13 protein-coding genes are annotated in these 18,208 nt (G+C 69.7%); 12 read left to right on the forward strand and 1 reads right to left on the reverse strand.

Translation table 11 applies throughout. The features are described from left to right. The first annotated feature begins 95 nt into the window (after positions 1-95). The 9 genes from BF93_RS06130 (at position 96) to tuf (ending at position 13,211) form a co-directional block, all read left to right on the forward strand. Complete coding sequence (locus tag BF93_RS06130; protein ID WP_038371313.1) at positions 96-3,977, forward strand: DNA-directed RNA polymerase subunit beta'; 3,882 nt, start codon at positions 96-98, stop codon at positions 3,975-3,977. A 156-nt stretch (positions 3,978-4,133) separates the two neighbouring features. Continuing rightward, positions 4,134-5,411, forward strand: a complete 1,278-nt coding sequence (locus BF93_RS06135; protein WP_156954060.1) for a sensor histidine kinase — start codon at positions 4,134-4,136, stop codon at positions 5,409-5,411. A gap of 19 nt (positions 5,412-5,430) precedes the next feature. Next, entirely contained in the window at positions 5,431-5,646 is a 216-nt protein-coding gene (locus tag BF93_RS06140) for a hypothetical protein (RefSeq protein WP_038371316.1), read from the forward strand. Then, positions 5,643-6,323: a response regulator transcription factor gene (locus BF93_RS06145; RefSeq protein WP_232226216.1), complete on the forward strand. Its 681-nt coding sequence runs from the start codon at positions 5,643-5,645 to the stop codon at positions 6,321-6,323. The genes BF93_RS06140 and BF93_RS06145 overlap by 4 nt, the downstream gene beginning before the upstream one ends. Positions 6,324-6,931: 608 nt before the next feature. Then, a complete protein-coding gene (locus tag BF93_RS20195) occupies positions 6,932-8,230 on the forward strand; it encodes a septal ring lytic transglycosylase RlpA family protein (RefSeq protein ID WP_051486609.1) in 1,299 nt (432 codons plus the stop codon). Positions 8,231-8,806: 576 nt separating this feature from the next. Beyond that, entirely contained in the window at positions 8,807-9,181 is a 375-nt protein-coding gene (gene rpsL / locus BF93_RS06155; protein ID WP_038371319.1) for a 30S ribosomal protein S12, read from the forward strand. Next, complete coding sequence (gene rpsG, locus BF93_RS06160) at positions 9,181-9,651, forward strand: 30S ribosomal protein S7 (RefSeq protein ID WP_038371320.1); 471 nt, start codon at positions 9,181-9,183, stop codon at positions 9,649-9,651. Before rpsL ends, rpsG begins: the two co-directional genes overlap by 1 nt. Before the next feature lie 86 nt (positions 9,652-9,737). Then, positions 9,738-11,891 carry an elongation factor G gene (gene fusA / locus BF93_RS06165; RefSeq protein WP_038371321.1) on the forward strand — a complete coding sequence of 718 codons (2,154 nt, stop codon included), beginning with the start codon at positions 9,738-9,740 and terminating at the stop codon, positions 11,889-11,891. A gap of 132 nt (positions 11,892-12,023) precedes the next feature. Further along, positions 12,024-13,211, forward strand: coding sequence for an elongation factor Tu (tuf, locus tag BF93_RS06170; protein WP_038371322.1), 1,188 nt, complete (start codon positions 12,024-12,026; stop codon positions 13,209-13,211). Between the two features lie 321 nt (positions 13,212-13,532). On the opposite strand, the gene BF93_RS19745 is transcribed toward tuf, so the two are convergent. Next, a complete protein-coding gene (locus BF93_RS19745) occupies positions 13,533-14,477 on the reverse strand; it encodes a general stress protein (protein ID WP_198025366.1) in 945 nt (314 codons plus the stop codon). 252 nt (positions 14,478-14,729) lie between these two features. Between BF93_RS19745 and ngcE the strand changes: the two genes are divergently transcribed. The 3 genes from ngcE to BF93_RS06190 are packed head-to-tail and all read left to right on the forward strand — an operon-like array spanning position 14,730 to position 18,099. Then, entirely contained in the window at positions 14,730-16,175 is a 1,446-nt protein-coding gene (gene ngcE, locus BF93_RS06180; protein ID WP_051486610.1) for an N-acetylglucosamine/diacetylchitobiose ABC transporter substrate-binding protein, read from the forward strand. Continuing rightward, positions 16,172-17,155, forward strand: a complete 984-nt coding sequence (locus BF93_RS06185; RefSeq protein WP_038371323.1) for a carbohydrate ABC transporter permease — start codon at positions 16,172-16,174, stop codon at positions 17,153-17,155. Before ngcE ends, BF93_RS06185 begins: the two co-directional genes overlap by 4 nt. Beyond that, positions 17,152-18,099, forward strand: a complete 948-nt coding sequence (locus BF93_RS06190; protein WP_038371324.1) for a carbohydrate ABC transporter permease — start codon at positions 17,152-17,154, stop codon at positions 18,097-18,099. Before BF93_RS06185 ends, BF93_RS06190 begins: the two co-directional genes overlap by 4 nt. Positions 18,100-18,208 lie beyond the last annotated feature (109 nt).

Consider the following 18,208-nt stretch of genomic DNA (forward strand, 5'->3'; position numbering starts at 1 on the left):
CGATCGTCCCCGGGGCGGCTGCGGCCGCCCCGGGGACCCTCCCTCGACCCTGATCCCTCAGACCCCACGATTTTCGATTCGAGAGAAGGACACCTGTGCTCGACGTCAACACCTTCGACGAGCTCCGCATCGGCCTGGCCACCGCCGATGACATTCGCACCTGGTCGTTCGGCGAGGTCAAGAAGCCGGAGACCATCAACTACCGCACGCTCAAGCCCGAGATGGACGGCCTGTTCTGCGAGAAGATCTTCGGTCCCACCCGGGACTGGGAGTGCTACTGCGGCAAGTACAAGCGCGTGCGCTTCAAGGGCATCGTCTGCGAGCGCTGCGGCGTGGAGGTCACCAAGTCGGCCGTCCGCCGTGAGCGCATGGGCCACGTGGAGCTGGCCGCCCCCGTCACCCACATCTGGTACTTCAAGGGCGTGCCCAGCCGCCTGGGCTACCTGCTGGACCTCGCGCCGAAGGACCTCGAGAAGGTCATCTACTTCGCCGCGTACATGATCACCGACGTGGACGTCGACGCCCGCCACGAGGACCTCCCGGACCTCCAGGCCCGTCACGACCTGGAGATCAAGGAGCTCGAGAACGAGCGCGAGGCCGCGATCAACGATCGCGCCGTCTCCGCCGAGCAGGACCTCTCCAAGCTCGAGGCCGAGGGCGCGAAGGCCGATGCCCTGCGCAAGGTCCGCGACTCCGCGGCCCGCGAGCAGGCCCAGATCCGCAAGAAGTACGACGCGGAGATCGCCCGCGTGCAGGCCGTGTGGGACCGCTTCAAGAACCTCAAGGTCGCCGACCTCGAGGGCGACGAGCAGCTCTACCGCGCCATGAAGCTGCGCTACGGCACGTACTTCGAGGGCGGCATGGGCGCCGAGGCCATCCAGAAGCGGCTCCAGGACTTCGACCTGGACGCCGAGGCCGTGATCCTCCGCGACATCATCGCCAACGGCAAGGGACAGAAGAAGGCCCGCGCGCTCAAGCGCCTCAAGGTCGTCTCCGCGTTCCGCTCCACCACCAACTCGCCCGAGGGCATGGTGCTGGACTGCGTGCCGGTCATCCCGCCGGACCTGCGTCCGATGGTGCAGCTGGACGGCGGCCGCTTCGCGACCTCCGACCTCAACGACCTGTACCGTCGCGTGATCAACCGCAACAACCGCCTCAAGCGCCTGCTGGATCTCGGGGCCCCCGAGATCATCGTGAACAACGAGAAGCGCATGCTGCAGGAGTCGGTGGACAACCTGTTCGACAACGGCCGCCGCGGCCGTCCCGTCACGGGCCCGGGCAACCGCCCGCTGAAGTCGATCTCCGACATGCTCAAGGGCAAGCAGGGGCGCTTCCGCCAGAACCTGCTGGGCAAGCGCGTGGACTACTCGGGCCGATCGGTCATCGTGAACGGCCCGCAGCTGAAGCTGCACCAGTGCGGCCTGCCCAAGGGCATGGCGCTGGAGCTGTTCAAGCCCTTCGTGATGAAGCGCCTGGTGGATCTCTCCCACGCGCAGAACGTGAAGGCCGCCAAGCGCATGGTCGAGCGCGCCCGTCCCGAGGTCTGGGACGTGCTCGAGGAGGTCATCACCGAGCACCCGGTCCTGCTGAACCGTGCGCCGACGCTGCACCGCCTGGGCATCCAGGCCTTCGAGCCGCAGCTGGTCGAGGGCAAGGCGATCCACTTGCACCCGCTGGTGTGCGCCGCCTTCAACGCGGACTTCGACGGCGACCAGATGGCCGTGCACCTGCCGCTGAGCGCCGAGGCGCAGGCCGAGGCCCGCATCCTCATGCTCTCCAGCAACAACATCCTCAAGCCGTCGGACGGCCGGCCCGTGACCATGCCCGCGCAGGACATGATCATCGGCCTCTACCACCTGACGACGGTCCACGAGGACGGCCTGGGCGCCGGGCGCTCCTTCTCCTCCGTGGCGGAGGCCATCATGGCCTTCGACATGGGGCAGCTGGACCTCAACGCCCCGGTGTCGATCCGGTTCCCGGAGATCGTGCCGCCGGCGGACTGGGAGGCCCCCGAGGGCTGGGAGGAGGGTGACCCGATCACCCTGTCGACCACGCTGGGCACCGTCTTCTTCAACGAGACGCTGCCGGTGGACTTCCCCTACGTCGAGGGCCAGGTCGCCAAGAAGCGCCTGGGCTCGATCGTGAACCAGCTGGCCGAGCGCTACGACAAGGGCCAGGTGGCCGCGTCGCTGGACGCCCTGAAGTCCTACGGCTTCTCGTGGTCCACCCGCTCGGGCGTGTCCTTCGCGTTCTCCGACGTCGTCGCCCCGCCGTCGAAGCCGGAGATCCTCGCCAAGTACGAGGCGAAGGCCGCGCAGGTGCAGGAGAACCGCGACCTGGGCCTCGTGTCCGAGGTCGAGCGCAACTCCGAGCTGATCGACATCTGGACCGAAGCGACCAACGAGGTCGACAACGCGATGCGGGAGAACTTCGAGTCCACCAACGCGATCTTCCGCATGGTGCACTCGGGCGCCCGAGGCAACTGGATGCAGATCCGTCAGATCGCGGGCATGCGCGGGCTGGTGACGAACCCGAAGGGTGAGATCATCCCGCGTCCGATCCTCTCGAACTACCGCGAGGGCCTGTCGGTGCTGGAGTACTTCATCGCCTCGCACGGCTCCCGCAAGGGCCTGGCGGACACGGCGCTGAAGACCGCCCAGTCCGGCTACCTGACCCGTCGTCTGGTCGACGTCTCGCAGGACGTCATCGTCCGCGAGGCCGACTGCGGCACCTCCAAGGGCCTGGTCCTGCCGATCGCGGTCGAGGAGGCCGGGGCGCTGCGCGTGCACGACCACGCGGAGACCACGGTCTACGGCCGCACCCTGGCGACCGCGGTGCTGGACGCCGACGGCAACGAGCTCGCCCCGGCGGGCGCCGATGTCGGCGACGTGCTCATCGAGAAGCTGGTCGCTGCGGGCACCACCGAGGTGAAGATCCGCTCCGTGCTGACCTGCGACTCGGCCGTGGGCACCTGCGCCGCCTGCTACGGCCGCTCGCTCGCGACCGGCCAGCTGGTGGACATCGGCGAGGCCGTCGGCATCATCGCCGCGCAGTCCATCGGCGAGCCCGGCACCCAGCTGACCATGCGTACCTTCCACACCGGTGGTGTGGCCAGCGCCGACGGCGACATCACGCACGGTCTGCCGCGTGTGCAGGAGCTGTTCGAGGCCCGCACCCCGGCCGGCTTCGCGCCGATCACCGAGACCGCCGGTCGCGTCGAGGTGGAGGAGAACGACAAGCAGCGTCGGGTCACCATCACCCCGGACGACGGCTCGGACCCGGTGACCTACACGGTCTCCAAGCGCGTGTCCATGCTGGTCTTCGACGGCGATCACGTCGAGGTCGGCCAGCAGCTCTCGCAGGGCTCGGTGGACCCGAAGCAGGTGCTGCGGATCCTCGGCCCCCGCGCGGTGCAGAAGCACCTCGTGGACGAGGTCCAGAAGGTCTACACCTCGCAGGGCGTGGACATCCACGCCAAGCACATCGAGGTCATCGTGCGCCAGATGCTCCGTCGCGTGACGGTCATCGAGTCCGGGGACACCGATCTGCTGCCGGGCGACTTCTCCGAGCGCGTCCACTTCGAGCGCCAGAACCGCAAGATCCTCTCCGAGGGCGGGCAGCCGGCCTCCGGCCGTCCCGAGCTCATGGGCATCACCAAGGCCTCCCTGGCCACGGACTCCTGGCTCTCGGCCGCCTCCTTCCAGGAGACGACCCGCGTGCTCACCGAGGCCGCCCTGAACCGCAAGAGCGATTCGCTGATGGGCCTCAAGGAGAACGTGATCATCGGCAAGCTGATCCCGGCCGGCACGGGCCTGTCCCGCTTCCGCCGCATCGCGGTGGAGCCGACCGACGAGGCGAAGGCCCAGATGTACCAGGTGCCCGGCTACGACGAGCTGGACTTCTCCGGCTTCGGCGGCGGCTCGGTCTCGCTGGACGACATCGACTACGCCGATCCGTTCCGCAGCGACTTCCGCTGATCCGGACCGGGCGGGCGCGGGGGAGACCCCGGCCCGTCCGGCCCCCGTCCGCAGGGGCGGTCCCACCTCCGGGTGGGGCCGCCCCTGCGGCGCTCCCGGGCCCCTCCGGAAACGGGGAGCTGGGCGCCGGCCCCGCGACTTGGCACAATGGCTGCGGTGATCCCCTCCCTCCGCCCGCAGGACTCCGCGCCGTGGTGGCGGCGCCTGCTCGCCTTCCTCATCGGCCCGCGGTTCATCGACCCGCCGCTGCGCTTCGTGACGGTGTTCTTCGGGACGATGACGATCCTCCCCACCGGCTTCGATCCCGCCGGCGGTCCCGGCTACGTGGCCCTGAGCGTGATCGCCGGGCTGCTGGTGATCGTCTCCGCGTTCCTCCCGCGGCTCACGCTGGTCGCGGGCATCCTGGGGACCTTCGCGTTCATGGGGGTCGACCCCGATCTGGTCAACCCGTTCAACCTGGACGTCCTGGTCGCCGCCGGGGTGCTGCTCACGTACCGCCGGTATCGGCTCTGGGCCGTGGCTGTGGCGGGCCTCGCCCTGGAGGTCCTGGTCGGGAGGATGGTCGGAGCGAGCTCCGGATCCGCCAGCGATGCGCAGGTCACCCTGCTGGTCGCCGTGCTCGTCTCCGTGCTGGGCCTCGGCGCCGGGCTGGGGGAGGCCCGCATCCAGGCGGAGATCGCCCGGCGCGAGGATGCGGTGCGCCGCCACGAGCACGAGCTGTCGCGCCTGCGCATCCAGGTCGCCATCGACACCCACGACACGGTCTCCCACGGCCTGGCGACCCAGGCCGCGATCATCCGGGTCCTCGGGCAGGAGGCGGCCGCCGGGCGCGGCCCCGATGTGCGCACCCTCTCCGAGCTCGGCATGGTCAACGACCGCTCCCAGCGCCAGCTGCGCCAGCTGCTGTCCCGGCTGCGCGGGGACGACGAGCAGGACCGCAGCACCGACCTCTCGGAGGCGCTGAAGTCCGTCACCGGGGCGATCACGGCCGGCGCCGTGGCCGGAGGGTTCGCCCTGGACGTCCGGTTCGGTGCGCTGCCGCCCGCGGTCCCGGCGCCGGTGGTGGATGCGGCGCAGAAGCTGCTCACCGAGCTCGCCACGAACGTCTTCAAGCATGCCCGCACCGATGCTCCCTGCGTGATCACGGTCGAGGTGATCCCGGGGGAGGGCGGGAGCGCCCTGCAGCTGGCCTCGCACAACGCCGTCGCCTCGCCGTCGGGCTTCACCCCGCGCACGCTGACGCGGCGCGCGGAGCTCCTGGGCGGCAGCTGCGAGGTGCGCCGCCCGGATGGGGACAGCGCCGAGGTCCTCGTGCGCATCCCCCTGCCCGCCGATGGCGCCCCGGTCCCCGCGGTCCCGCCGGGGATCTCCGCGGAGGATCTCCTCCGCGCGGATGAGGCACCGCCCCTGGCGCATGCCGTGGAATCGTCCTGACGACAGGGGGAGACCGACCATGATCACGCTGCTGCTGGTCCTGCTGATGCGGGCGGCGGGGACCGCGCGCCCCGACGCGCCCTCCCGCGGGGCCCCGGCCGACCGGGAGGCGGGGGAGCGGCGGGCCGTCCCCGGGATCATCTCCGGGATCGTGTCCGAGGAGACGCTCGGCGACTGGCGGTGCGCGCTCTGGAAGTACACCGACCCCGAGCGCTACCGGCGGGAGTGCGTGTGAGCGCGCAGGCACCCCCGCCGTCCGATCCGCCCATCACCGTGCTCGTGGTCGACGACGACCGGTGGACGACGCGCGCGATCGCGGCCGTGCTCGAGGCCGATCCGTCCCTGCAGGTCCTCGGCGTCGAGCACAGCGGCGAGGACGCGGTCGACGCGTTCCGCGCCCTGCGGCCGCAGATCGTGCTCATGGACGTGAACATGGCCCCGGGGATGAGCGGCATCGACGCCACGGCGAAGATCCTCCAGGAGGACCCGCGCGCCACGGTGCTGATCCTCACGACCATCTCGCCGGGGCCCGGCATCGCCCGCGCCCTGGAGGCCGGGGCGATGGCGGTCGTGACCAAGACGGCGCCGCCCGAGGCGCTCGTGGCCGCCGTGCGGCTCGCCGCGGCGGGGGAGTCGCCCTCGCTGCTGAAGAACCTCGCCGCGGACATCGCCATCAGCGGCGACCTCCAGCCCGACAGCCCGGCACGGTTCCCGGCGCTCACCGAGCGCGAGCACGCCACCCTGCAGCTGATCTGCGAGGGGATGGACTACCAGACCATCGCCGCTCGGCAGCACGTCGCCGAGACCACCGTCAAGACCCACGCCCGCAGCCTGCGCGACAAGCTGGGCGCGCAGAGCCTGGCCCAGCTGGTGGTGCGGGCCGTGCAGTACCGGCTGTACTCGCCGAGCTGAGCCCGCTCGCCGCAGCGCCGGGGCCCCGGCGGGGAGCGCGCACCCCGCGGCCGTTACCGGAATGAGTCCTGATCTCCTCCGATCGTGCGAGGCGCCGGGCGGGTCCGGCACGGAAGCATGGCAGGTGCCCAGGGGTTGGGCGCCGGGAGGACCAGGTTCCCCGGCGTATGCGGGGAGCGCCGATCCCGCTCCCGGAGCGCGCAGGCCACGAGCCCGCGCCCGGGAGCGGGAGCGCTCGTAACGGCCTGGAGCCGCCGCGCCCGCCGACCGGTGAGGTCCACACCACCGCTCTGCGCCCCTCGCCCCCTCACCGCGTGACCTGGGCGACCAGGACCGTCACGGACTGGTAAAGGATCGCCAGCGGGAACCTCAAAGCCTGGTCCCCGCCCTTTCGCCCCCGCGCGCGCCCGGGCACGATGGACAGCGGTTCGATCGAGCGCGTCCCTTCCTCCGCGCGGTGCGTCCGCAGCGCACGTGCTCCCGCCCGGCCCCGGCCAGGATCCTCGGACCCCCTCCGGCCGGGCGGCCGACATTTCGAGACGACGCGAGGCCGCAACGGTCCGCAGTGAGAGTGCGGCGCCACGGCGCCTGATACGAAAAGGTGAACGATGGCGAAGAAGGCCCCCTGGATCATTTCCGCAGCGACGGTCTGCGTCCTCGCCGCAGGCGGCGGAGGCACCGCGTTCGCGATGTCCAACGAGGTCGCGGTCGACGCCTACGGCGAGCAGAGCACCGTGCGCACCTTCAGCCCGACCGTGGCCGAGGTCCTCGAGGCGCAGGGCATCACCGTGAAGGACACCGACCTGGTGACCCCCTCGCTGGACAGCACCGTGAGCGACGGCACCGAGATCACGATCGAGGCCCGCCGCCCCGTCACCGTCACCATCGACGGGAAGCCGACCGAGGTGCTGACCACGGGGACCACCGTCTCCGACGCGCTGTCCGGGATGGAGTTCCGGGCCGAGGGCGCGAAGGTCACCCCCGCCCCCGACACCGAGCTCTCCGACGACGCGAACACCGTCGAGGTCATCACCCGCAAGAACATCACCTTCGTCGGCCAGTACGGCGAGGTCACCTTCGGCGTCAACGCCCTGACCGTCGGCGATGCTATGGACCAGGTCCTCACCGACATCGAGCCCACCGACGTCACCGACGTGCCCCGCGAGAGCGCCGTCGAGGACGGCATGGTCGTCCACGTGCAGCGTCTGCGCGAGGGCGAGCGCACGGTCACCGAGGAGATCCCCTTCGAGACCAAGACCGTCGAGGACGACACGCTCCCCGCCGGCACCACGAAGGTCAAGACCGAGGGCAAGAACGGCACCCGCGAGAAGGTCATCAAGGAGACGAAGGAGGACGGCGAGGTCACCGCCACCGAGACCGTCTCCGAGAAGGTCACCGTCGAGCCCACCACCGAGGTCGTCCTCAAGGGCACCAAGGAGGAGGCCCCCGAGCCCGAGGAGACCCAGGAGAGCAGCTCGAGCTCGTCCTCCGACTCCTCCTCGGACGACGACTCCTCCTCCGACGACTCCTCCTCGAGCTCCGGGTCGTCCTCGAGCTCCTCCTCGCGGAAGTCGTCCTCGCAGTCCGAGGAGTCCGGCACCCCGTCGGGCAACGTGAGCACCTGCGGCGCCTCCCACTACGGAGACGGCGACGGCACCCACGGCGGCCCGACCGCGAGCGGCGAGACCTTCGACCGCAACGCGATGACCGCGGCCCACAAGACCCTCCCGCTGGGCACGAAGCTCCGGGTCACCAACCCCTCCAACGGCAAGAGCGTCGTGGTCCGGATCAACGACCGCGGCCCGTACATCGGCGGCCGCTGCCTGGACCTGTCCTCCGGCGCGTTCAGCCAGATCGCCGACCTCGGCCAGGGCCACATCACGGTCCAGTACCAGAAGATCTCCTGACCGTCCCGTCCCCCGCACGCCCGGAGCCCCGCACCTGCAGATCCGCAGGTGCGGGGCTCCGGCGTGCCGCGCTGCTCCCGCGCGGGGCGCAGGAACCGGCCCGCGCGGCCCTCGCCCGCGCGCGACTACCACAGGGTGTGATGTGCGACGGATGCCCTCCGGAGCTTTGACCGAGTCACAGTGCGTCACTAGACTGGTCAGAGCGTCCGGAGCGCCCTCTGGTCGTGAACCGGGATGAGTCCCGGCCCGCGCTCGCGGGGAGGACGGCCCATCGGCCGGCCGGACCGTGAGCAGCAGCCGGAGGAATCCCCCGCGAGGAGCGGATCCTCGCAGTGTGCCCGAATCCGGGGAGCCCATGGCCCACGGACCCGACCGAGGCGGCGTCACGCCCCGGCCGGACGGGCCGCGCTCACGGTTCTCGGACGCGCGACCGGCACCGCCGGTCGGGCGGGTCTGCGCATCGCTGTCGTTCCCTGACGTGGGATCGGATGCATGGGGTCGCGGGCCGCGCGAGCGGCCGCAAGAAGTCGATCCTCCGGTGCGAACAGTTCCGGGGGCTGAAGAGGAAGAGACGAAGTGCCTACTATCCAACAGCTGGTGCGCAAGGGGCGGAACCCCAAGACTTCCGCCTCGAAGACGCCGGCGCTGAAGGGCTCGCCCCAGCGTCGCGGCGTGTGCACGCGCGTGTACACCACGACCCCGAAGAAGCCGAACTCGGCGCTGCGCAAGATCGCCCGCGTGCGTCTGTCGACCGGCATCGAGGTCACCGCCTACATCCCCGGCGTCGGCCACAACCTGCAGGAGCACTCCATCGTGCTCGTGCGCGGCGGCCGAGTGAAGGACCTCCCGGGTGTCCGCTACAAGATCGTCCGCGGGTCCCTCGACACGCAGGGCGTGAAGGGCCGCCAGCAGGCGCGCTCCCGCTACGGCGCCAAGAAGGAGAAGAAGTAATGCCTCGTAAGGGAGCAGCTCCCAAGCGCCAGCTCGTCGTCGACCCCGTCTACGGCTCGCCGCTGGTCACCCAGCTCATCAACAAGATCCTCCTCGACGGCAAGAAGACCGTCGCCGAGTCGATCGTTTACGGCGCCCTCGAGGGCTGCCGCGAGAAGAACGGCCAGGATCCCGTCGTCACCCTGAAGAAGGCCCTGGACAACATCCGTCCGAGCCTCGAGGTCCGCTCCCGCCGAGTCGGCGGCGCGACCTACCAGGTCCCGGTCGACGTGAAGCCCGGCCGCTCCACCACCCTGGCTCTGCGCTGGCTGGTCGGCTACTCGCGCGCTCGTCGTGAGCACACGATGACCGAGCGGCTGATGAACGAGATCCTCGACGCGTCCAACGGCCTCGGTGCCGCGGTCAAGCGTCGCGAGGACACGCACAAGATGGCCGAGTCCAACAAGGCCTTCGCCCACTACCGCTGGTGAGCTCCGGTGGGGTCCGCCTCCGGGCGGGCCCCACCTCACCTCATCCGGCACAGCTGACCAGCAGCCCTCCAGAAAGGCACAAGCCCGTGGCACTCGCAGTGCTCAAGGACCTCAAGAAGGTCCGCAACATCGGCATCATGGCCCACATCGATGCCGGCAAGACCACCACCACCGAGCGCATCCTGTACTACACCGGCGTGAACTACAAGATCGGCGAGACCCACGACGGCGCCGGCACGATGGACTGGATGGAGCAGGAGAAGGAGCGCGGCATCACCATCACGTCCGCCGCGACGACCTGCTACTGGAACGACAGCCAGATCAACATCATCGACACGCCCGGCCACGTGGACTTCACGGTCGAGGTGGAGCGCTCGCTGCGCGTGCTCGACGGAGCGGTCGCCGTGTTCGACGGCAAGGAGGGCGTGGAGCCCCAGTCGGAGACCGTGTGGCGCCAGGCCGACAAGTACGTCGTGCCGCGCATCTGCTTCGTGAACAAGATGGACAAGCTCGGTGCGGACTTCTTCTTCACCGTGCGCACCATCATCGAGCGCCTCGGCGCCAAGCCGCTGGTCATGCAGGTCCCGATCGGCGCGGAGAACGAGTTCCGCGGCGTCGTCGACCTCGTCAAGCAGGCCGCCTTCGAGTGGCCCGAGGTCTTCCCGGACGACGAGTCCGCCGCCCCCTTCGGCAAGAAGAAGGGCGACGCGACGCTCGGCCAGTACCAGGTCGAGATCCCCGTCCCCGCCGATCTCCAGGACACCGTCGACGAGTACCGCGCCAAGCTGGTCGAGGACGTCGCCGAGTCCACCGAGGAGCTCATGGAGGCCTACCTCGAGGAGGGCGACCTCACCGAGGAGCAGCTCAAGGCCGGCATCCGCCACCTGACGATCAACTCCGAGGCCTACCCGGTCTTCGCGGGCTCCGCGTTCAAGAACAAGGGCGTCCAGCCCATGCTCGACGCGGTCATCGACTACCTCCCCTCGCCCCTGGACGTGCCGCCGATGATCGGCCACGACGTCAAGGACGAGGAGAAGGAGCTGACCCGCAAGCCCTCCACGGAGGAGCCCTTCTCCGCGCTGGCCTTCAAGGTCGCCTCGCACCCGTTCTTCGGTGCGCTGACCTACGTGCGCGTCTACTCCGGCCACGTCGCCTCCGGCGACGCGGTGCTGAACGCCACCTCGGGCAAGAAGGAGCGCATCGGGAAGCTGTTCCAGATGCACGCCAACCAGGAGAACCCGGTGGAGGAGGCCTTCGCGGGCCACATCTACGCCTTCATCGGCCTCAAGGACACCAACACCGGTGACACGCTCTGCGATCTGCAGAACCCGATCCAGCTGGAGTCCATGAGCTTCCCGGAGCCCGTGATCTCGGTGGCCATCGAGCCCAAGACCAAGGGCGACCAGGAGAAGCTCTCGGTCGCGATCCAGAAGCTCGCCAAGGAGGACCCGACCTTCCAGGTCGAGCTCGACGAGGAGACCGGGCAGACGGTCATCAAGGGCATGGGCGAGCTGCACCTGGACATCCTGGTCGATCGCATGCGCCGCGAGTTCAAGGTCGAGGCGAACATCGGCAAGCCGCAGGTCGCGTACCGCGAGACCATCAAGCGGACCGTCGAGAAGTTCGACTACACGCACAAGAAGCAGACCGGCGGCTCCGGCCAGTTCGCCAAGGTCCAGATCACCTTCGGTCCTCTCGAGGACGCGGAGGAGGGCGTGTTCTACGAGTTCGCCAACTCCGTCACGGGCGGCCGCATCCCGCGCGAGTACATCCCGAGCGTCGACGCCGGCGTCAAGGATGCCCTCGCCTCGGGCGTGCTGGCCGGCTACCCGGTCGTGAACGTGAAGGCCGACCTCATCGACGGCGCCTACCACGACGTGGACTCGTCGGAGATGGCGTTCAAGATCGCCGGCTCGATGGCCACCAAGGAGGCGCTGCGCAAGGCGTCGCCGGTGCTGCTCGAGCCCGTCATGAGCGTCGAGGTCCGTACTCCGGAGGAGTACATGGGAGATGTCATCGGCGACCTGAACTCGCGTCGCGGGCAGGTCCAGTCGATGGAGGACGCGAGCGGGGTCAAGATCGTCCGTGCTCTCGTCCCGCTGTCGGAGATGTTCGGGTACGTCGGCGACCTGCGGTCCAAGACCCAGGGTCGCGCGATGTACACGATGCAGTTCGACAGCTACGCGGAGGTCCCGAAGACCATTTCGGACGAGATCATCGCGAAGACCCGGGGCGAGTGAGAAGCCGGGGAAGCCGGTAGGATTCATCCGGCCCGCTTCCCCGGCATCGCGCGGAGCCCTCGCTGCGGCGGGCGGTCTCCGATCCCGATCCACACGAAGTACCCAGATTAGAAGTCCTAGGAGGACACCACCATGGCGAAGGCCAAGTTCGAGCGGAACAAGCCGCACGTCAACATCGGCACCATCGGTCACGTCGACCACGGCAAGACCACGCTGACCGCTGCGATCTCCAAGGTCCTGTACGACCAGTACCCGGACCTCAACGAGAAGCGGGACTTCGATCAGATCGATAACGCGCCCGAGGAGAAGCAGCGCGGCATCACGATCAACATCTCGCACATCGAGTACCAGACGGAGAAGCGTCACTACGCTCACGTCGACGCTCCGGGTCACGCCGACTACATCAAGAACATGATCACCGGCGCGGCGCAGATGGACGGCGCGATCCTCGTGGTCGCCGCCACCGACGGCCCGATGGCCCAGACCCGCGAGCACGTTCTGCTCGCCCGCCAGGTGGGCGTCCCCTACCTGCTGGTCGCGCTGAACAAGTCCGACATGGTCGACGACGAGGAGATCCTCGAGCTCGTCGAGATGGAGGTCCGTGAGCTGCTGGGCTCGCAGGAGTTCGACGAGGACGCCCCCGTCGTCCGCGTCTCCGCTCTGAAGGCCCTCGAGGGCGACGAGCAGTGGGTCAAGTCCGTCCAGGACCTGATGGCCGCCGTCGACGAGTCCGTCCCGGACCCGGTCCGTGACATGGACAAGCCCTTCCTCATGCCCGTCGAGGACGTCTTCACGATCACCGGTCGTGGCACCGTCGTCACCGGCAAGGTGGAGCGCGGCAAGCTCGCCATCAACTCCGAGGTCGAGATCGTCGGCATCCGCGAGCCGCAGAAGACCACGGTCACCGGTATCGAGATGTTCCACAAGCAGATGGACGAGGCGTGGGCCGGCGAGAACTGCGGTCTGCTTCTGCGCGGCACCAAGCGTGAGGACGTCGAGCGCGGCCAGGTCGTCGTGAAGCCGGGTTCGATCACCCCGCACACCGACTTCGAGGCGCAGGTCTACATCCTGTCCAAGGACGAGGGCGGCCGTCACAACCCGTTCTACTCGAACTACCGCCCGCAGTTCTACTTCCGCACCACGGACGTCACCGGCGTGATCACCCTCCCCGAGGGCACCGACATGGTCATGCCCGGCGACTCCACCGAGATGACGGTCGAGCTGATCCAGCCGATCGCCATGGAGGAGGGCCTCGGCTTCGCCATCCGTGAGGGTGGCCGCACCGTGGGCTCCGGCCGCGTCACCAAGATCACCAAGTGATCACCGCGGGGGCGACCCCGCAGCCGTGATGCGTCCGCCCTGCGGATGCTGAGCACAGAAGCCCCGGACCGGGAACGGTCCGGGGCTTCTGCCATGCCCGGTGCCGTGCGTGCTCCACCGGGGCCGTTGCCGCGGGGCGAGGACCGGTCCGGACGCACGCAGAGGCGACCGGGACCAGGCGGCCGGGACGGGATCGGGGGACGGGCGATCGGGCGACCGGTCGCCTCTGCGCAGACGCAGAAGACGCCGTCCCGGGAGATCCGGAACGGCGTCTTCGGGTCCTGCGTGACCGCGGCCTGCGCGGCCCCGCGCGAGGGCGTCTCAGGAGCGGTGCTGGTCCTCGCTCTGCTCGGCAGCCGGGCGCGCGGGCTGTTCCGAGTCCTCGGAGGCGGACGGTCCAGGGGCGGAGTAGCCGTAGCTGCGGCCGCCGGAGGGCGCCGGGGGCGCGGGCGTCGCCGTCGGGGAGGCGGGCGGCATCGGCGCCGAGGGTCCGGGGGCCGCCGAGGAGGGCGCTCCCGGGGCGGGCGCCGGAGCGACAGGGGCGGACGGCGCGCTCTGGGCGGGGCGGCCGTAGCTGGGCCGCGGCGAGGACGGAGCGGCTGCGGGCGTCGCCGCCGGCGGCGCGGCCGGACGGCCGTAGGTGGGGCGATGGGGCGACGCCCCCGGACCCGTTCCCGTCCCGGGACCGCTGCCCGGAGCCGGGGGAGGCACGGACGCGGAGGGCGGGACCGGCGGGCTGCCGGGGGAGGACGTCTGGGGCCGGCGCGGCGGCGCCGCGGGGACGGCGGTGCCGTGGGCGGCGAGGATCTCCCGGGCGGTGCCGGCGTGGGTGTGCTCGACCATCAGCTCGTACTGCATCGGGATGGTGGCGGTCATCGAGGTGAAGTCCCGCTTCCCGCCGCTGGCCGCATAGCCCACCGCCGACCACACGGTGAAGAAGATGATGCCCATGATCACCGTGGTCAGCAGCATGACGAGCGGCTGTCCGGTGAGCAGGACGAACAGGAGGCCCATGAACAGTCCCATCCACAGACCCGACAGCACCCCGTTGCGGATCGTGCGGCCCCAGGTCTTCCGGCCCGTCACGCGCTCGATGAGCTTGAGGTCCGTGCCCACGATCATGGTGTGCTGGACGGGGAACTCGGCATCGGCGAGGGTGTCCACCACGGTCTGCACCTCGGCGTAGGTGCTGTAGACGCCGAGCGAGCGGGGGTACTCGAGGTCGTACAGCCGCGCGGTCAGCGGGGAGGTCTGGGGATTGCTCATGGGCCTCAGGGTAGATCAGCAGGCCGCATGTCTTCCGGCAGTCTCCTGGGCAGTGCGTGCATGGGCAGGGCCCGGTCCTCGCACCGGAGGCCGGCGGAATGTCGTATTGTGACCGAAAGGTGGCCGATGCGAGCACATACAGTCACCAGGCGGGGGTACGCTGGGCCGACGGCGCGGTCACGGGGTGCTCACGAGGTGCTTGCGGTCCCGCCCCGTCCCGGAGGATCCGGTTCAACGACGAAAGCAGGAGCCATGGAACACGCACACGATGACGCCCTCCTCACCCCGGCAGACCGTCTGGCGCTGTCGCGACGCCGGTTCATGACCGCCGCGAGCGCGACGGCCGGGGTCGCCGCGCTCTCCGCCTGCGCGGGCGGCGGAGGCGGCGGCGCCCCTGACGCGCCTGCCGACGGCGGCGGGGAGAAGAGCGACGGCAATCCCTTCGGCGTGGCCGAGGGATCCACGGTCGACGTGGTCATCTTCGACGGCGGGTACGGCGACGAGTACGCGATCGCGGCCGGCAAGGCCATGGAGGAGCTCCATCCCGGGGTGACGGTCGAGGTCAACTCCACCGTCAACATCGGGCCGGAGCTGCAGCCGCGCTTCGTCGGGGGCACCCCGCCGGATGTCTTCGACAACTCCGGCGCGCAGAGCATGGACACCGAGGCCCTCATCAGCGAGGGGCAGCTGGCCGAGCTCGACGCGCTGCTCGAGGCGCCCAGCATCGACGGCGGCACCGTGGGGGAGAGCCTGCTGCCCGGCGCCACGGATCCGGGGACGTACTCGGGGTCCTTCCTGGCCATGAACTACGTGTACACCGTCTACGCCCTCTGGTACTCCCAGAAGCAGTTCGACGACAACGGGTGGAGCGTCCCCACCACCTGGGACGAGCTGATGGCGCTCGGCGAGACCGTGAAGGCGGCCGGCAGCCACCTGTTCTCCTACGGCGGGCAGAACGCCTCGACGTACTACCAGGAGCTCGCGCTGTCGATGGCCGTCAAGCAGGGCGGCGTGGAGGTGGCCAAGAACATCGACCGCCTCGAGCCGGACGCCTTCGCGCAGGATGCCGTGGTGCAGGCCTACGCCGCTCTCGAGGAGGCGGTGAAGGCCGGGTTCTTCGTGCCCGGCGGGGCCGGCGTCAAGCACACGCAGGCGCAGACGGACTGGGTCACCGGCAAGTCGGTCATGTACCCCTCCGGATCGTGGATCGAGAACGAGCAGCGGGACGTCACGCCGGAGGACTATGCGCTCACCGGCGCGCCCGTCCCGCTCCTGGGCGAGGGGGCCGCGCTGCCCCTGGCCGCGATCCACGGCACGGCGGGGGAGCCCTTCATGGTGCCGTCCCAGGGGAAGAACGCCGCGGGCGGGCTCGAGTTCCTGCGCGTCATGCTCTCCCAGGAGCAGGCCACCCAGTTCACCGCGCTCACCGGCTCGCCGACCGTGGTCCAGGGCGCCGCCCCGGATCCGGCGGACGCCTCCACGGCGCTCACCTCGACGCTGGCGATGATCGAGGCCGCGGGTGCCGACACGTTCAACTACAACTTCTCGGAGTGGTACGGGCTCGGCGCGGACAACGTGACCCTGTGGACCGAGTTCCTGGACGGGAGGACCACGGCCGATCAGCTCCGCGAGAAGCAGCAGGCGCTGATCGACGCCGTCCGCGAGGACGACACCGTCACGAAGTTCGACGTCCCGTGACGGCCGTCCCCACCAGCGGCGCACCGGCCGATGCCCGCGCGGGGGCGCCCCGGCGCCCCCGCGGGGCGGGCCGTCGGCTGACACCCGGCAGGGTCCTCTTCTTCGCCCTGTTCCTGGGGCTCCCCCTGCTCGTCTACGTGGTGTTCGTGGTGAGCCCCTTCGCGCAGGCCATCTACTACTCCTTCACGGACTGGCGCGGAGTCTCCTCGCACCAGGAGTTCATCGGCCTGGGGAACTATCGGGCCCTGCTCGAGGACCGCACGTTCCATCTGGCGCTGCGCAACAACCTCGTCCTGATGATCGTGCTGCCGGTCGTGGTCATCTCCCTCGGGTTCGCTCTGGCGACCCTCGTGACCATCGGCGGCAGCTCGCGCGGGGAGATCCGCGGGATCCGCGGCGCGAACATCTACCGGGTGATCAGCTTCTTCCCGTACGTGATCCCCTCGGTGGTCATCGGCATCCTGTTCGCCTTCATCTACGCACCGGGCGGCGGCCTGCTCAACGGCCTGCTGGGCCTGGTGGGCATCGAGTCGCAGATCGCCTGGCTGGGCGACCCCCGCTTCGCCATGGCGGCCGTGGTGCTCGCCGTCGTCTGGAACATGGTCGGCTTCTACATGGTGCTGTTCGTCGCGGCGATCAAGGCGGTCCCCTCCGAGGTGATCGAGGCCGCGCGACTGGACGGCGCGGGCCGCCTGCGCCTGGCGGTGCAGGTGGTGCTGCCGATCATCAAGGACAACGTCTCCACCGCGATGACCTACATGGGGATCATGGCGCTGGACATGTTCGTGTTCATCAACGTCATGACCCCCGGCGGCGGCACGTCCAAGAGCACCGAGGTCGTGGCCCGCTACCTGTACGAGACCGCGTTCCAGAAGTCCGATTTCGGGCGGGCCTCCGCCATGGGCGTCGTGCTCGCGGTGATCACCCTGATGATGGCGATCCTCGTCCAGGTCGTCACCCGGAAGAAGGAGGACGCATGAGCGCCGTCTCCCGTGACGGGGCCACGGGTCCCCGTGCCGCATCGGACCTCCGCGGCGAGCAGGATCCCCGCGCCGTGCCGGAGGGGCCGAGCCCGTCCCGGGGCGCGACCGTGCCGGCCTCGGACCGCATCTTCGCCGGCGTCAGCCACGGGGTCCTGGTGATCTGGGCGCTGATCGTCGTCCTGCCCCTGCTGTGGACCGTGATCAGCTCCTTCAAGGACTCCCTGGGCATCCTCGCCGATCCCTTCGCCCTGCCGACCACCTGGCATGTCGAGAACTTCGCGCGGGCGTGGACGACGGCCGGCATCGGCGGGTACTTCCTGAACACGGTGATCGTCGTGGGCGGCGCGCTGGTGCTGGTCATGCTGCTGGGCGCGATGTGCGCCTACGTGCTGGCGCGGTTCTCGTTCCCGGGGCGCAGCATCATCTACTTCGCCCTGGTGGCGGGGCTGACCTTCCCGCTGTTCCTCGCGATCGTGCCGCTGTTCTTCATCCTGCAGTCGATGTCCCTGCTGGGGACGTACACGGGGCTGATCCTCAGCTACGTGGCGTTCGCGCTGCCGTTCACGGTGTTCTTCCTGTTCGCGTTCTTCCGCCAGCTCCCGGACGAGATCGGGGAGGCCGCGGCCATCGACGGCGCGGGGGACTTCCGCACCTTCTTCCAGATCATGCTGCCGATGGCGAAGCCCGGCATGGTCTCGGTCGCGATCTTCAACTTCCTGGGCTTGTGGAACCAGTACCTGATCCCGGTCGTGCTGAACACCGACAAGGACAAGTACGTCCTCGCGCAGGGACTGGCCAACATGCAGGCCCAGCAGGGCTACCAGACGGACTGGTCGGGGATGTTCGCCTCGGTGACCATCACGATCATCCCCGTGCTCATCGTCTACGTGATCTTCCAGCGTCAGCTGCAGGGCGGCGTCGGGCCGAGCACGAGCAAGTGAGCCCCCGCCCCGGCCCCCGCGTCACCACGGGGGCCGGGGTGTGATCCGCGTCGGTGTGAGCCGGTGCACGAGCCCTCGACCTTGGAATGCGCCCAGGTCTCTGGCAGAC

Source organism: Brachybacterium phenoliresistens, from assembly GCF_000576425.1.
In the GTDB taxonomy this organism is placed as follows: domain Bacteria; phylum Actinomycetota; class Actinomycetes; order Actinomycetales; family Dermabacteraceae; genus Brachybacterium; species Brachybacterium phenoliresistens.

Excerpts from the sequence above, each read along its gene's own strand:
- BF93_RS06140 (WP_038371316.1), top strand. The coding sequence starts at position 5,431 with ATGATCACGCTGCTGCTGGTCCTGCTGATGCGGGCGGCGGGGACCGCG.
- BF93_RS20195 (WP_051486609.1), top strand. The coding sequence starts at position 6,932 with ATGGCGAAGAAGGCCCCCTGGATCATTTCCGCAGCGACGGTCTGCGTC.
- rpsG (WP_038371320.1), top strand. The coding sequence starts at position 9,181 with ATGCCTCGTAAGGGAGCAGCTCCCAAGCGCCAGCTCGTCGTCGACCCC.
- tuf (WP_038371322.1), top strand. The coding sequence starts at position 12,024 with ATGGCGAAGGCCAAGTTCGAGCGGAACAAGCCGCACGTCAACATCGGC.
- BF93_RS19745 (WP_198025366.1), bottom strand. The coding sequence starts at position 14,477 with ATGAGCAATCCCCAGACCTCCCCGCTGACCGCGCGGCTGTACGACCTC.
- ngcE (WP_051486610.1), top strand. The coding sequence starts at position 14,730 with ATGGAACACGCACACGATGACGCCCTCCTCACCCCGGCAGACCGTCTG.
- BF93_RS06190 (WP_038371324.1), top strand. The coding sequence starts at position 17,152 with ATGAGCGCCGTCTCCCGTGACGGGGCCACGGGTCCCCGTGCCGCATCG.